Below are 14,193 nucleotides of genomic sequence, written 5' to 3'. Positions count from 1 at the left end.
ATGCCCGCACGGCAAGCAACCACACGGGCCGGACCGTCGCGCAAGCGGCCGTCCGGCCCGTGTCCTGATGCGGCGGGTATCAGAACGTGATCGTCGTGCGCACGCCGACCACCGTTTCGTCGCCGATGCGCGCGCCGGCCGCGTTCGGGTTCGGGATGCCGCCGCCCGGACGGAAGAAGTGCTGCAGGTCGGCCTGCACTTGCCACCACGGCGCGACCTGATACTGGTACGTCGCCTCGATGACCGTCTCCGCGCGGCGTACCGGATAGCCGGGCGTCGTGTACGCGCCGGTGTCGCCGTCGAGGCCGCGCGCATGCGAGCCGATCTTCGCGTAGCCGATCGCGATGCCGGCGACGTCGTTGTCGCGTCCGACGAACGGCGCCTTCAGCGTCACGCCGGCGTTGGCCGCGAAATCGACGATGTTGCGGTCGCCCGGCGAGCCCATCACGCGCGCGAACACGCCGACCGAGCGCGGGCTGCCGGCCGACGGCCGCCACACCATCTGGTCCGCGACCGCATAGAAGCCGTAGTTGCCGCGATGCGTGGCGGGCGTGCCGTTGCTCGCCGGATCGGCGAGCGACAATCCGTCGGCGCCGTAGCGCGGATCGTTCGCGTGCTGCGACTGATACCAGACGCCGAGTTTGTACGTGCCGGGCAGGCCGGCCGGTTGCGGCGCCTTCGGATCGGCGGGCGGCGCGTTCAGCGCGTACTGCACTTCGCCGATCACGAATGCGCCGCTGCGCAGGTTGAAGTTGGTGCCGTGCGCGTTCAGCACCTGCGCGTCGCCGTCGCTGCGGCCGGCCGGGTTGCCGTCGAACACGCCGACCATTGCGGTCCACGCGTCGGCCGGCTTCGCGCGCAGCCGCACGCCGAGCGACGACAGCGGATACGCGGGACCGCCGGACGGCAGGTCGGTGGACGGCAGCACGGGCCAGCCGAACGTCGCGTTCATGAACGTCGCCGCGTTCTGGCTCACCATGAATTCCTGGTCGACGCTCTGCTGGCCGACTTTCACGTCGACCTTGCCGTCGAGCAGCGATTGCTGATACCAGAGCTCCCACAGGCGCGTGGTCGAATTGGCTTCGATGCCGGTCGCGGTCTGCAACGTCTGCAGGTAGCGCTGCGTGAGGTTGGTGCCGTGGATCTGCAGCCCCGACACGTTGAACGTGCCGCCCGGCAGGCCGATCGCCTTGCCGGTGTCGACGTCGAAACCGAACTGCGTGAGCCCCTGGTATGCGCCGCCGCGCCCCGTGCCGCCGGACGTGTTGTACAGGTACTCGCTGGTTTCCTGCAGGCTCAGCGTGACGCCGTGCGCGTCGAGCACGTCGCGCAGGCCGCCGATGTTGCCGAGCAGGTTCGATCGCTCCCACAAGCCGGTCGGAGCAGGCGCGGCAGCATCGGCGGCCTGTTGTTGCGCGGGGGCGGCCGCATCGCGCGCGCCGGCCGCCGGTTCGGTTGCGGCGGGAGACGTCGCTTGCGCGAATGCGGGTGCGGCGGCGAACGACAGCAGCAGCGCGGCGAGCGCATCGACGCGACGCTTGCGCGGGACGGGTGCGAGAGGATGCTTCATTTGGGCTCCGTTGGCAGTTTGATTAGTTGCGCTGAAGAAATGGGAACGGGGTGCGGGGGCGTATGGCGAGACGGCCCGCACGGACGGAGAGGGGGTTACGGCAGCCAGCCGCCGACGCGCCACACCTGCGCGAAGCCGACGCGTGGCGCGACCGAGCACAGCAGCGCGGCGAGCGCGAGCGCGGCGGCCGTCGCGGCGATCAGCACGCAGTCGAGCAGGCGGGGCGGCGCCGGCACGTGGGCGAGCGCGCAGCCGCGCCAGTGGCCGAATGCCCGCGCGAACGGCGAGCGGCCGAAAAAAGAGCGGTCGCACGCGACGTGCACGACGCGCTTGAGTCTGACCGCGAACGATTGAAAGAACATGACGCTGCCTCCGTTCCGCCCGGCGAACGCCGGAGGACGTGATCGAGCGCGGGTGCGTGACGCGACCCTGCGATCGGAGGATGGAACATAACGGAGCGTGCGACTGACGAACCGGCGATGGCCGGCCCGGGAGGACGCGCGCTAACCCGACGAATGCGAGCTAGCGGCGAAAGACATGCGTCTGGCTGCTATCTCGCGATGGCTTGGCCGGCCTGGACCGGCATCGAACTGCAACTGGAGCATGTGTCCACGGAGGGACTCCCTTGATGAATTGGGGCGGATTGTAGTCGCGACTTTTGCTGCGGCGCAAGCAAAAAACGCACGAAAGATGCGCTGTGTCGCGTGCGCGTCGCCGCGTGGCGGGGCTCTCTCGCGCGCGCCCGGCGATCGTGAAAAGGATGCGCGGCAGGGTGCCGTGCCGTTGCTCGCACGCATCGGCGCGCGGTGGCGCGATGACGGCGCTGAAAGGTTTCGGAACGTTATTTCAAGGGCAAATCTTTCAGTCGCGTCAGGCGGGGAATTTATTTCGAAAAATGGGGTTTCAAGGGGTTGACTTCACTTTCGGGCGGTCCATAGAATCCGCCATCTTCACTCTTGGGGCCGCCGCCTTGGACGCCTGCAGTAGTCGATCTTCGAACGAAATTTCCGCCTGAGCGACCGACGTCCGCGCCTCATCGAAGCCGCCGTTTGTCTCCCGGGCAAACGGTGCGCGCAGCAGTATTCCGCAGCAACTCCCTACGTGCACCCTGATTCGCGCCGGTTAGCGTGATGCGTTCCCGCATGCGCTGCCCGGTTTCACCGCCGCCAGGCAGGCGGCCGCGTTCGCGCATCCGTTCTCCGGGCGCGCGAATGCCGGCCCGCCCGCCGGACGGCGGTCAACCGTGTTCCCCGGAACACCGCACAGGAGCCGCCATGAACGACAGTGACAGTTGTCCCTTATGCCCGTTGCATACGCAGACCCTTTTGAACCCGGGTCGCGGGGACAATCCGGCCGCCTAGCCTGACACGTCGTTCAGGCGCCGGACTGGCCCCGCGCCCACGACGCGGCCGGCACGATGCCGTCGCCGCACGGAGCCAGACCATGAACTTCGGCCTTCTGCTGTCGAACCTTCCGCACGTCACGGAATCGCGCCCCCACTACGACGCGATGCTGACGCTCGACGCCCGTCCGCGGGTGTTCTCCCGCCTGCTGAACCAGCTGAAAGCATTGATCCACTGAACAGAAACGCCGAGCGCGCCTCGGCATGCGCACGCGCGCCCGCCTTCGAGCGGCCGTCCCGTGCGCATTCCAAGGTCACACGCTCATCGAATCGCATAACCCTTAGTCGTACGGAATACATCATGTCCACGCCCTCCAACGTCTCTCCACCGATCGCGGTCGAGCGCAACGCCGTACTCGACGAAGCCCATCTGGGCGACATCCGCGGTGCGCTCGGCACGATCTCGCACCACGACACCGGTGCGCGCGGCACGTGGTGGGCGCGCCTGCGCACGCTGCTCGCGATCATCGGCCCGGGCCTGATCGTGATGGTCGGCGACAACGACGCCGGCGCGTTCGGCACCTATACGCAGGCCGGCCAGAACTACGGCACGACGCTGTTGTGGACGCTGCTGCTGCTCGTGCCCGTGCTGTACGTGAACCAGGAAATGGTGCTGCGCCTCGGCGCGGTCACGGGCGTCGGCCATGCGCGCCTGATCTTCGAACGCTTCGGCAAGTTCTGGGGCGCGTTCAGTGTGATCGACCTGTTCCTGCTCAACGCACTGACCATCGTCACCGAGTTCATCGGCATCACGTTCGTGCTGGATTTCTTCGGATTGCCGAAGGTGGCCGGCGTGTGCGTGGCCGCGGCCTTGACGATGGCGGCCGTCAGTACCGGCGACTTCCGGCGCTTCGAGCGGTTCGCGATCGGGCTGTGCGTGCTGAGCCTGCTGCTCGTGCCGGTGCTCGTGTCGATCCACCCGCCGGTCGCGCAGATGACGCGCGATTTCTTCGTGCCGAACTGGCCCGCGCACGCGAAGCTGTCGGACGTGATGCTGCTCGTGATCGGTATCGTCGGCACGACGGTCGCGCCGTGGCAATTGTTTTTCCAGCAGAGCTACGTGATCGACAAGCGCATCACGCCGCGCTTCATGAAATATGAAAAGGCCGACTTGTGGATCGGCATCGCGTTCGTGCTGGTTGGCGCGGTCGCGATGATCGGCTTCAGCTCGGCGTTGTTCGGCGGCCATCCGGAAGCCGGCAACTTCACCGACGCGGGCGGGGTCATCGCCGGCCTGGAGCGGTATGCGGGCCGCACGAGCGCGACGCTGTTCGCGGTCGCGCTGCTGGACGCGTGCATCATCGGCGCGGCGGCCGTGTCGCTGTCGACCGCCTACGCGATCGGCGACGTGTTCAAGATTCGCCACTCGCTGCACCGTGGCGTGACCGACGCGAAGGGCTTTTATCTCGTGTATTTCGGCATCGTCGCGGCCGCGGCCACGCTCGTGCTGATCCCGGGCAGCCCGCTGGGGCTGCTGACCGAGGCCGTGCAGACGCTGGCCGGCGTGCTGCTGCCGAGCGCGACGGTGTTCCTGCTCGTGCTGTGCAACGACCGCCAGGTGCTTGGACCCTGGGTCAACTCGACGAAGCTCAACGTGTTCACGGGCGCGGTGATCTGGGTGCTGGTGCTGCTGTCGATCATCCTGACCGCGTCGGTGATGTATCCGGACATCAGCGGCGAAGCGATCGTCGACGTGCTGGTGGGCGGCACCGTGCTCGCGATCGCCGGCTATCTCGCGACGGTGCTGATTCGCCGCAACAAGCGCGTCGTCGAGCCGGCCGTCGATCGCTCGCTGCGCGACACGTGGCGCATGCCGCCGCTCGACACGCTCGAGCCGCAGAACATGACGCTCGCGACGCGGATCTGGATGGCCGTGCTGCGCGGCTATCTGGTGATCGCGGTCGGCCTCGTGATCGTGAAGGTCGTGCAGATGACGCTGCTGAAGTAACAGCGATCGTCTGCCAGGAAGCGGCGCCGGACCCGGCACCGCGCCGCAACCCGTCCATGCCGGCCCGCGAGGCCGGCATGTGCGTTTACGCGGGCGATGACGCGCAACGGCGTTGCGCCGCCGCCGCGTGTCAGATCAGCTCGAGCTTCGACGTCAGGTACGTGAGCTGGATCCGGTTCGCGACGCCGAAGCGCTTGCGAAGCTTGCGCAGGTGATAGTCGACGTTGTGCGCGCTGGTGTCGAGGCGCCGGCCGATCTCCTTGTCGGACGCGCCTTCGGCGATGCCGAGCAGCAACTCCTGCTCGAACGGCGTGAGCCCGTTGACCGCACGCTCGCGCGACGTCGAGATCAGTTGCGGCGACGCGAACTTGTGGACCGACAGCCCGATCGACAGCGCCTGCTCGATCGTCGCCGGCGTGATCCATTCGCGCGTGCGGCGCGGCGCGGTGAAGCTCATGAACGCGTGGAGCCGCGTGCCGGGCACGGCCATCGAATACATGATGCCGCTGCACATCCCGTCGTCCTGCATCGTCTGCAGGAAGCCGTCGAGCGCGGCCGGGCTCACCGACGGCGCGTCGTCGCGCTCGCGGTGCGCGCGGCGCAACTGCTGCAGGTCCCACACGATCGGCATGTTGCACACGCGTGCGCCCAGCGTGCGCGGATCGACGTCGTGGTGGCTGTGCCGCACGTAGTCGCCGCGATAGGTGGCCGGCGTGAACGCTTCGTGCAGGTAGAGACTTTCGACGCGCTCGCGCGCGAATTCGAGTGCGAAATACGCGAACGTCGAGAACCCGGTCAGATGCAGCAGGCTCGTGACGATCCGGTTGCGCTCGGCCGTGCTCTGCGCGTGCGCGAGCGTATCGGCGACGCCGAGCTTCGGCGCGTGCGGCTGCGCGTCGTCGCCGCGCTTCACGTCGTCGCACCAGACGACCTGCACGGCGCGCTCGCGCAACGCGTCCGCGCCGGCGTTCGATCCGCGCGACGAGCGCGGCAAGCTGGTTGGGGCGACTGCTTCTTCATGCAATGCAATATCGGACATGAGCCATCCCTCGGAATCGACGCGCATCGCCTGGCGGCGGCCGTATCGTGTACGGCATTCGCGGCGGTGCGACCGAGCATCGTTGTGATTGCGCCGATCGTCATCCCTGACGAAACGCGGGGGCATTGTACAAAAATGCCGGTGTGTGGGTAATATGCCGTAATACTAATGGCGGCGAAAGGTTCATCTTCGAACGCATATAACGACGACCAGAAAATCATAAAGAAAAGACCGGATCGTGACGGGGCGCAGTTTCACATATTGGGAAAGGGCGGGCTCCTCATGACATATGCTGACGGCGCACCACGCGTCGAGTGGTTCTCACAAGCCGATATAGCGGCCGCTGCCGCTTATTCGAACGAATATCACGCAATCGAGCGTGACGTTTTTACCGGTATTCAAATAGCGCCAGGTAAAACCGACCTTGCGTCATTCGATTTCGCGCAATGCCATGCGCGATTGCGGCAAATCGGCTTCAGCACGCTCGGTTACGGCGCGTACGAAATGATCGGGCGCCGCATTCTGCGCGCGCATCTGCTGCGCGATCTCGCGCCGGCGACGTTCATGCAGCCGTTCATCGAAGGGATGCTGTACGAAAGCGACCCGCGCTTCGCGCAGGTGCGGCAGAGCGGCTTCCCGGTCGCGTGGCGGCTCGACGAGATCGAGGCGGTTGCGCAGGGCAGCGGCGACCGCAAGGTGCTCGCGCTCGCCGGCCACTTGCGTGCGCACGCAATGAACAGCGGCGTGATCTTCAGCCTGTCGGCGCCGCGCCTCGACCTGCGCGTCGCGGTGAACCTGACGTCGGAAACGCACGGGACCGAATGGATCGACGATCGCGTGATCGGCGGCGCGCTGTCGGTCAGTCTTGCCGTGCACCGCGTCGCGCTGCCGTTCCTCGAGGCGCGTGTCGCGCGCATGCGCGGCTTCGCGCTCGGCGACGAGCAGCAGCAGGTGCTCGACCGGCTCGTGCACGGGCTGTCCGACCAGGAGATCGCGAGCGCGCTGCGCACGTCGCTGCACAAGGTCGGGCACCATATCCGCTCGCTGGAAAAGCAGTTCAACGTACAGAACCGCGCGCAGCTCGCGTATCTCGCCGCGCGGCGGCTGCCGTCCTGACCTGACGCGTGCCGGACACGCGCCGGCGCCCCCTGCGCGCAATGGAAGCGGTTCCGGCGGCGCGTGCCCGAACCTGCCGCCGGGTTTCGTAGTCCGATTCGATCGTCTGACGAAAACGCGCTTTCACGCTACGAGGCGCGCTTCTTTTTCCGCCGTTTCCCGTCGCTACACTCGTCCCATTCAACGGTCCGCGCAGCACGGGGAAGGGTTGCCCGTGCCAGCCGGCGATAACGACAGGACAACGGCACGATGGCTGAACCGAAGGCGCTCCCCCGCGACTGGCAGCGGTTGTTTTCCGCCGGCCGCGGCGTGTCCGGACGGCGCCTCGGGGGCGCGTCGCCGCGCGCCGACCTGTTTCTCGCGACCTTCATCGTCGCGGTCGTCGCGCTGTTCATCCTGCCGCTGCCGCAGACCGCGCTCGACGGGATGATCTCGCTGAATCTCGCGGCGAGCGTCGTGCTGCTGACGGTGTCGACCTACGTGCCGTCGGCGGTCAGCTTCTCGTCGTTCCCCGCGTTGCTGCTGTTTACGACGCTGTTCCGGCTCGCGCTGAACATCGCGTCGTGCAAGCTGATCCTGCTGCATGCGAACGCCGGCCACGTGATCGACGCGTTCGGGCGGCTGGTGGTCGGCAACAACGTGGTGGTGGGCGGCGTGGTGTTCCTCGTGATCGCGGTCGTGCAGTTCATCGTGATCGCGAAAGGGTCGGAGCGGGTGGCCGAAGTCGGCGCGCGCTTCTCGCTCGACGCGATGCCGGGCAAGCAGATGAGCATCGATGCCGACCTGCGCGCGGGCATCATCAGCGCCGACGAAGCGCGCGAGCGCCGCGAGAAGCTCGAGCAGGAATCGCAGATGCACGGCGCGATGGACGGCGCGATGAAGTTCGTGAAGGGCGACGCGATCGCGGGCCTCGTGATCGCGTTCATCAACATCGTCGCGGGGATCGCGGTCGGCACACTGATGCACGGGATGGACATCGGCGAGGCGCTGCAGCGTTACGCGATCCTGACGGTCGGCGACGGGATGGCGTCGCAGATTCCGTCCCTGCTCGTGTCGATCGCGGCGGGCATCGTGACGACGCGCGTCGCGACGCGCGATGCACGGCAGCGCCAGCTCGGCGAACAGCTCGGCGAGCAACTGGGCGCGCATCCGCGCGCGCTGCTGATCGCGGCGTTCGTGCTGACCGGTTTTCTCGTCGTGCCCGGTTTTCCGAAATGGTCGTTCGCGCTGATCGCGCTCGGCCTCGGCGCGTTCGCGTTCTCGCAACTGAAGCGCAAGACGTCCGCGCCGAGCTTCAACCTGATTCATGTCGCGGGGCGCGTCGGCGCGGCCGACGACGGCCAGCCCGCGAAGGTGTCGCACGCGGCGGGCGTCACGTCGCTGATCGCGGTGTCGCTGTCCGACGACCTGCGCACGGGCCTGAACCTCGCGCAACTGCAGGCGGCGCTGTCGAGCGCGAAGGCGCGCGTCGATGCGGACATCGGCACGGTGTTTCCGCGCATCACGCTGAACGACGACGAAGGCGCGCCGGCCGGCACGTACCGGATCTACCTGCAGGACGTGCTCGCCGCGCACGGTGCGCTGAAGCCGGGCTGGCTGCTGTGGGACGGCGTCGCGCCGCTGCCCGAGCGCGCGGAGCGCCAGCCGGCCGAGGCGTTCGGCCCGTTCGCGACCGCGCTGTGGATCAAGCCGGACGGCGCGGCGCCGGACGGCAAGTGGCTGTCGAGCGAGAGCGCGCTGGCCGCGCACGTCGAGCAGATCGTGCGCCAGCATGCCGACGAATTGCTCGGCATCCAGGAGACGCAGGCGCTCGTGCATCTGGTGCGCCGCGATCACCCGGAGCTCGTCGGCGAACTGACGCGGCTCGTGCCGCTGCAGCGCGTGACCGAAGTGCTGCGCCGGCTGCTCGCCGAACAGGTGCCGATCCGCAATTTGCGCGTGATCTTCGAGAGCCTGATCACGTGGGCGCCGAACGAGCCCGACGACGTGATCGCGCTGGTCGAACTCGTGCGCGTCGACCTGCGCCGGATGATCACCGATCGTCATGCGGGCACGGCGCGCCAGCTGCGGGTCGTGCTGTTCGAGCAGAACCTGCAGGAGCGGATCGAGCGCGCGGTGATGCGCACGAAGCAGGGCAATTTCCTCGCGCTGTCGAGCGCGGTCAAGCAGGACATCGGCGAACAGGTGCGCGCGATCGTGCAGGCCGCGCAGGCGGCCGGCCCCGGCGGCCACGGCAATGCGCCGGGCGCCGCGCGGCTCGCGGTGATGGTCGCGCTCGGCGCGCGCCGCTACGTGAAGACGATCCTGCAGCCGGTGCTGCCCGAACTCGCGGTGCTGTCGTACCAGGAAGTCGAGGAGGACGTGCAGTTGCATACGGTCGGCTGGGTGAAGAACCCGCCGGACGACGGGACGGTCGGCGCGGGCGCCGACGTGCGCGTGCCGGGAGCCGTGCAATGACGAGCTCGACGATCCTCGACCTGACGCGCCAGGCGCTGATGCTCGTGCTGCTGCTGTCGCTGCCGATCGTGCTGATCGCGACCGTCACCGGCCTCGTCGTCGCGATCCTGCAGGCCGTCACGCAGGTGCAGGACGCCAACATCGGCATCGCGGTGCGGCTGATCGCCGTGATGGTCGCGCTCGTGCTGCTGTCGGGCTGGCTCGGCGGCGAAGTGCTGCGCTTCGCGCAGCAGGCGCTGGAACGCATGTTCGTTTCTTCCACAGGAGTCCTTTGATGCGTCGACGCGTCGCCTCGATCCGGTTTCAACCGCGCAGCCTGCAACGGGCCGCGCTTGCCGTGTGCGCGACCGCGCTGCTCACGGCGTCGCTGTGCATGGCGCCCGCGCAGCATGCGCGCGCCGCGGACCTGCGCTGGCGCAACAAGCCGTTCACGATCGTCGCGAACGGCAAGAAGATCGGCGACTTCATCCGCGAGCTCGCGTCGTCGCAGGGCGTGACGGCGGTGGTCGATCCGAAGGTCGACGGCGTGATCAGCGGCCGCTTCTCCGGCACGCCGCAGCAGACGCTCGACACGATCTGCTCGACCTACGGGCTCACGTGGTACTACGACGGCTCGTTCCTGTACGTCGATCCGGCCGACCAGTCGCAAACGCAGATGATCCCGATCCCGCCGAACGCGTCCGGCGAAATCGGCCGCGCGCTGCAGGCGATGCAGATTCCGGACAAGCGCTACACGCTGGTGATCAACGATCGCGCGAACAGCGTGTACGTGGCCGGCCCGCGCCGCTACGTCGAACTCGTGCGGCAGGCGATCGGCTCGGTCGGCGATCCGTCGGCGAACGGCGCGCATGCGGACATCCGCGCGTTCCGGCTGAAATACGGCTGGGCGTCGGATTTCACGATCAACCGCTCGGGCAAGGAAGTGACGGTGCCGGGCGTCGCGACGATCCTGCGCCGGCTGTTCGGCAAGACCGGCGACACGGTCGCGGCGCCGTCGAGCACGCCGCTCGGGCAGGCCGCGCGCCAGGTGAAGCTCGGCTCGGGGCTGACGATCGCGGTGCCGCGCCTCGACTTCCCCGACATCTCCGGCGGCCCGCGGCAGGGCGGCTATGGCGGTGCGGACGGCAGCATGGGCGGCGGGTTCTCGCCGTTCTCGAACAACGGCGGCGGCGACACGCTGCCGCAAATCGTCGCCGATCCGGCGATCAACGCGGTGATCGTGCGGGACCTGCCGGAGAACATGTATCGCTACCAGTCGCTGATCGGCCAGCTCGACGAGCGGCCGCGCATCGTCGAGATCAACGTGACGATCATCGACATCAACGAGGATTCGCTCGACAGCCTCGGGATCGACTGGCGCCTGCACACGACGCATGGCGACGTGCAGATCGGCAACGGCCAGAACGCGCTGAACGGCAACACGCAGTACAACGGCGCCGGCAATCCGCCGCTGACGTTCGGCATCGGCACGTCGGAAACCGGGCAGACGGGCGCGTTCATGCCGACCGGCATCGCGCTGACCGCGTCGATCGGCGGGTCGCTGCGCAACTACCTGCTCACGCGCGTGAACGCACTCGCGCAAAAGGGTCAGGCGCAACTGCGATCGAAGCCGAAGGTGCTCGCGCTCGACAACACCGAGGCGATCCTCGAGAACCTCACGCAGTTCTACGTGCAGGTGCCGGGCTATCAGGATTCGTCGCTGTACAGCGTGACGACCGGCACCAGCATCAAGGTGACGCCGATGATCGTCGACGAGGCGATCCGCAATGCGGCCGCCGTGTCCGGCAACCCGCAGAGCGTGATGATGTCGATCGACATCCAGGACGGCAACATCGTGCCGGGGCAGGCCGTGTCGAACGTGCCGGTGATCCAGCAGCGCAACATCGTCACCAAGACGATGATCGACGAAGGCAAGAGCCTCCTGATCGCCGGTTTCAACGACGACGAGGTGCGGCTGAACAAGAGCGGCGTGCCCTGGCTGTCCGACATTCCGCTGATCGGCAACCTGTTCAAGTACACCGACAAGTCGGGCAACCACATGGAGCGGTTCTACCTGCTGACGCCGCGCGTCGTGACGAACGCGTCGATGTATGCGCCGGACGGCTCACCCGTGAACCCGGGCGTCGACGGTCCGGCGAACCCCGAAGGGCTGTCGATGTATCGTCCGCCGGACAACGACGTCGCGGTGCCGCTGACGCCGAAGCCGCTGCCCGGCACGAAGTTCGGTCCGCCCGCGTTGCCGCCGCCGCCCGTGGGCGCGGCGTCGCAGCCCGCGGCGACGACCGCAGGAGTGGCCACGCATGTCGACGAGCATCATTGATCCGCACGGCGACGGCGCATTGCCCGGCGGCGCGGGAAGCGCGGGGGCCGGCTCGGCCGCGCTCGCATCGCCGTGGAATCTGTGCTTCCTGAGCGGGCCGATGTACGGCCGCACGATGTCGCTCGCGCGCGGCGCGAACTGGGTCGGCACGGCGGCCGACTGCGAAGTGATCCTGCCCGATCGCGAGATCGGCGCGAAACAGGTGTGCCTGCAGGTCGGCGCGCTCGCGGTGACCGTGCAGAACCACGGCGGCGACGCCGGCGCGCCGGTGCTGTTCAACGACGAGCCGCTCGGCGCCGGCCGCCGCTCGCTGACGCCGAACGACGTCGTGACGGTCGGCTCGATCCGGCTCGGCATCGCGCGGCATGCGCAGGCGAGCGTCGCGGTGCCCGACGAAACCGATGCGCCGGACACCGCGCGCGAGGCCGCGTGGCTCGGCTGGCTCACGGGCGGGCTGCGGCGGCTGGGCAGCCGGCGGCTCGTGATCGCGCTGGTCGCGCTGTGGGTCGGCGTGCTGCTCGGCGCGCTCGGCTACGGCTTCGTCGCATGGTCGGGGCGCCTGCCGTGGCAGCACGAATCGGTGCTCGCGCGCACGCACCGGCTGCAGCAGCTGCTGCACGCGTATCCGGAGCTGGCGGTCGCGCCGCGCGACGACGGCGTGATCGTGTCGGGTTACGTGAGCGATCCGGCCGCGCGCGAACGCGTCGCGCAGATCGTCGCGGGCGTCGACAACGCGGCGCTCGGCAACATCTACGTGGTCAGCGATCTGGTCGCGACCGCGCAGACCTATTTCAGCGATACGGCACTGACGGTCACGTATCTCGGGCGCGGCCGGATCGAGCTGACGGGCACGGCCGCGCGCGCGCAGATCGAGCCGCGCATCCGCAACTACATGAAGGATGCCCGGCCGGCGCTCGAGGTGGTCGATCACGTGCGCGACGCCGATGCGGCCGCGCCGCGCACGGCGACGACGCTCGGCGGCACGGCAGGCATTCCGGAGATCACGACCGTGTTCGCCGGCGACGGCGACCAGCGCTACATCGAAACGATCGACGGCAGCCGCTATTTCGAAGGCGCACGGCTGAAGGAGGGCGCGACCGTCGTGTCGATCGGCCCGGACGAAGTGGTGTTCGAGCGCAACGGCCAACGCATCACGATGCCGCTCGGCGGCCCGTCCGCGCATGCGCCCGAGCAGGCGCCGGCGCCGCCCGTGGCGCCGCTCGCGAGCGGGGCGGCGGCGGGCGTCGCGCAGCCGGTGCCGGGGCCGACGCTGCTGCCCGATGCGCCGGCGACGCCGGCCGTCGCGGCGGCCGGCGCATCGAAGGGCGCGACGCACTAGCGTCGCGACAGGATTTGCGCATCGCGTCGCGCGATGCGCGCATTACGCGACACGCCGCGCATGCGGCGCGTCACGTCGCCGGCGGGGCATGGGGCCGCCGCCGGAAGGTGGAGTGTGGTTCACGTAAAGGAGCGAAGCATGGGTACCTCGGCAGCAGGTGGTGTGACGAATACGGGCGACGTGCAGAAGCAGGCCGACGACCTGACCAAGACGCAGCTCGAACTGACCAAGATCAATTTCCAGGTTCAGCAATCGACTGCGACGTTCGAAACCAGCAACGCAGTGACCGCGCAGGAAGGGACGGCGAACGCCCAGGTTGCGCAACACCTGAGTTCCGCCGGCCGCGCGTGACGCCGGTCGCCGGCCGAGCCGCGCGACGTCGCATGCCGGGGCCGCCCGTGACGGGCGCCCGGTGGGGCGTCGATGCGTGCCGGCCGGCCCGTTTCCGGCTTTGCCGGTCAAGGAGGACACGATCATGTCGGTAACAGGCGTAGGCGCGGCGCCGCCGGGCGCGGCGGCGCTCGCGAGTGCCGCGCAGCAAACGGGCGCGGCGTCCGATCCGGCGCAGGTGCGTCAGTTCGATGCGCTGATGCAGCCGGGCGCGTCGACGGCCGCTCCGCCGTCTTCGTCGGGCGTCGCGATGGCGCGCGCGCCGGCGGATGCGGCGCCGGCCGTGCAGATGACGCCCGCGCAGGCGAACCAGTCGTCGCTCGTCGAGCGGTTGCGCACGTACGGCAACGATCTCGATTCGCGGTACGCGAACATCGACAAGCACCGCAACGAGATGCTGACGTCGATGGCGGACAGCCGCAGCGACCCGCTGATGACGATGGTGAAGGCGATGGATTTCCAGTGGACGGCAACCACCACGATTTCGGAATACCAGTTGAGCCTGTCGGTTGCGCAGGCGGCGAACGGCTTCACGCATACGGTGCTGAAGACGCAGGAGTGAAAGCGCGCGTGCGGACCATAGGGTCCCATGCGCACTGAAGCGGACAAACG

At 68.4% G+C, this 14,193-nt stretch carries 12 protein-coding genes; 9 read left to right on the top strand and 3 right to left on the bottom strand.

From position 1 onward, the window contains the following. Positions 1–79 precede the first annotated feature (79 nt). Both CFB81_RS24580 and CFB81_RS24575 read right to left on the bottom strand, forming a co-directional pair. Positions 80–1,570, bottom strand: a complete 1,491-nt coding sequence (locus tag CFB81_RS24580; RefSeq protein WP_089436821.1) for a carbohydrate porin — start codon at positions 1,568–1,570, stop codon at positions 80–82. Between the two features lie 95 nt (positions 1,571–1,665). Beyond that, positions 1,666–1,932 (bottom strand): hypothetical protein, encoded by a 267-nt coding sequence (locus tag CFB81_RS24575; protein WP_069617280.1) that lies wholly within the window; start codon positions 1,930–1,932, stop codon positions 1,666–1,668. A 1,081-nt stretch (positions 1,933–3,013) separates the two neighbouring features. On the opposite strand from CFB81_RS24575, the gene CFB81_RS36250 reads away from it, so the two are divergent. Together CFB81_RS36250 and CFB81_RS24570 are read left to right on the top strand one after the other, a co-directional pair. Next, complete coding sequence (locus tag CFB81_RS36250; RefSeq protein ID WP_176730164.1) at positions 3,014–3,151, top strand: hypothetical protein; 138 nt, start codon at positions 3,014–3,016, stop codon at positions 3,149–3,151. 122 nt (positions 3,152–3,273) lie between these two features. Continuing rightward, on the top strand, positions 3,274–4,920 hold the full coding sequence (locus CFB81_RS24570; protein WP_089436820.1) for an NRAMP family divalent metal transporter: 1,647 nt from the start codon (positions 3,274–3,276) through the stop codon (positions 4,918–4,920). A 130-nt stretch (positions 4,921–5,050) separates the two neighbouring features. Here CFB81_RS24570 and CFB81_RS24565 read toward each other — a convergent pair whose 3' ends face one another. Then, positions 5,051–5,959, bottom strand: coding sequence for a LuxR family transcriptional regulator (locus CFB81_RS24565; protein ID WP_069617480.1), 909 nt, complete (start codon positions 5,957–5,959; stop codon positions 5,051–5,053). Positions 5,960–6,241: 282 nt separating this feature from the next. On the opposite strand from CFB81_RS24565, the gene CFB81_RS24560 reads away from it, so the two are divergent. The 7 genes from CFB81_RS24560 to CFB81_RS24530 all read left to right on the top strand — a co-directional run bounded on the left by CFB81_RS24560 (position 6,242) and on the right by CFB81_RS24530 (position 14,143). After that, a complete protein-coding gene (locus CFB81_RS24560; RefSeq protein WP_069617278.1) occupies positions 6,242–7,075 on the top strand; it encodes an autoinducer binding domain-containing protein in 834 nt (277 codons plus the stop codon). Between the two features lie 249 nt (positions 7,076–7,324). Beyond that, entirely contained in the window at positions 7,325–9,532 is a 2,208-nt protein-coding gene (sctV, locus tag CFB81_RS24555; protein ID WP_089436819.1) for a type III secretion system export apparatus subunit SctV, read from the top strand. Next, positions 9,529–9,807, top strand: coding sequence for a type III secretion system export apparatus subunit SctS (gene sctS / locus CFB81_RS24550; protein ID WP_006480854.1), 279 nt, complete (start codon positions 9,529–9,531; stop codon positions 9,805–9,807). The genes sctV and sctS overlap by 4 nt, the downstream gene beginning before the upstream one ends. Continuing rightward, the gene (gene sctC / locus CFB81_RS24545) at positions 9,807–11,852 is read left to right on the top strand and encodes a type III secretion system outer membrane ring subunit SctC (RefSeq protein ID WP_069617276.1); all 2,046 of its coding nucleotides are present in this window, start codon (positions 9,807–9,809) and stop codon (positions 11,850–11,852) included. The genes sctS and sctC overlap by 1 nt, the downstream gene beginning before the upstream one ends. Then, positions 11,833–13,191 (top strand): type III secretion system inner membrane ring subunit SctD, encoded by a 1,359-nt coding sequence (gene sctD, locus CFB81_RS24540; protein ID WP_089436818.1) that lies wholly within the window; start codon positions 11,833–11,835, stop codon positions 13,189–13,191. The genes sctC and sctD overlap by 20 nt, the downstream gene beginning before the upstream one ends. A gap of 138 nt (positions 13,192–13,329) precedes the next feature. Then, the gene (locus CFB81_RS24535; RefSeq protein ID WP_006480857.1) at positions 13,330–13,542 is read left to right on the top strand and encodes a hypothetical protein; all 213 of its coding nucleotides are present in this window, start codon (positions 13,330–13,332) and stop codon (positions 13,540–13,542) included. Positions 13,543–13,666: 124 nt separating this feature from the next. Then, entirely contained in the window at positions 13,667–14,143 is a 477-nt protein-coding gene (locus tag CFB81_RS24530; protein WP_069617274.1) for a hypothetical protein, read from the top strand. The last annotated feature ends 50 nt before the right edge of the window (positions 14,144–14,193 follow it).

The sequence above is a fragment of the Burkholderia sp. AU28863 genome (assembly GCF_002223195.1).
In the GTDB taxonomy this organism is placed as follows: Bacteria; Pseudomonadota; Gammaproteobacteria; order Burkholderiales; family Burkholderiaceae; genus Burkholderia; species Burkholderia sola.
The sequence above is the reverse complement of the archived record's forward strand: the minus strand, read 5'-3'. Positions and strand labels throughout refer to the sequence as shown.

What these genes read in the sequence shown, in the direction of transcription:
- CFB81_RS24560 (WP_069617278.1), top strand. Translation starts at nt 6,242, where the DNA reads ATGACATATGCTGACGGCGCACCACGCGTCGAGTGGTTCTCACAAGCC.
- sctD (WP_089436818.1), top strand. Translation starts at nt 11,833, where the DNA reads ATGTCGACGAGCATCATTGATCCGCACGGCGACGGCGCATTGCCCGGC.
- sctC (WP_069617276.1), top strand. Translation starts at nt 9,807, where the DNA reads ATGCGTCGACGCGTCGCCTCGATCCGGTTTCAACCGCGCAGCCTGCAA.
- CFB81_RS24575 (WP_069617280.1), bottom strand. Translation starts at nt 1,932, where the DNA reads ATGTTCTTTCAATCGTTCGCGGTCAGACTCAAGCGCGTCGTGCACGTC.
- CFB81_RS24530 (WP_069617274.1), top strand. Translation starts at nt 13,667, where the DNA reads ATGTCGGTAACAGGCGTAGGCGCGGCGCCGCCGGGCGCGGCGGCGCTC.
- CFB81_RS24570 (WP_089436820.1), top strand. Translation starts at nt 3,274, where the DNA reads ATGTCCACGCCCTCCAACGTCTCTCCACCGATCGCGGTCGAGCGCAAC.
- CFB81_RS36250 (WP_176730164.1), top strand. Translation starts at nt 3,014, where the DNA reads ATGAACTTCGGCCTTCTGCTGTCGAACCTTCCGCACGTCACGGAATCG.
- CFB81_RS24580 (WP_089436821.1), bottom strand. Translation starts at nt 1,570, where the DNA reads ATGAAGCATCCTCTCGCACCCGTCCCGCGCAAGCGTCGCGTCGATGCG.
- CFB81_RS24535 (WP_006480857.1), top strand. Translation starts at nt 13,330, where the DNA reads ATGGGTACCTCGGCAGCAGGTGGTGTGACGAATACGGGCGACGTGCAG.
- sctV (WP_089436819.1), top strand. Translation starts at nt 7,325, where the DNA reads ATGGCTGAACCGAAGGCGCTCCCCCGCGACTGGCAGCGGTTGTTTTCC.
- CFB81_RS24565 (WP_069617480.1), bottom strand. Translation starts at nt 5,959, where the DNA reads ATGTCCGATATTGCATTGCATGAAGAAGCAGTCGCCCCAACCAGCTTG.
- sctS (WP_006480854.1), top strand. Translation starts at nt 9,529, where the DNA reads ATGACGAGCTCGACGATCCTCGACCTGACGCGCCAGGCGCTGATGCTC.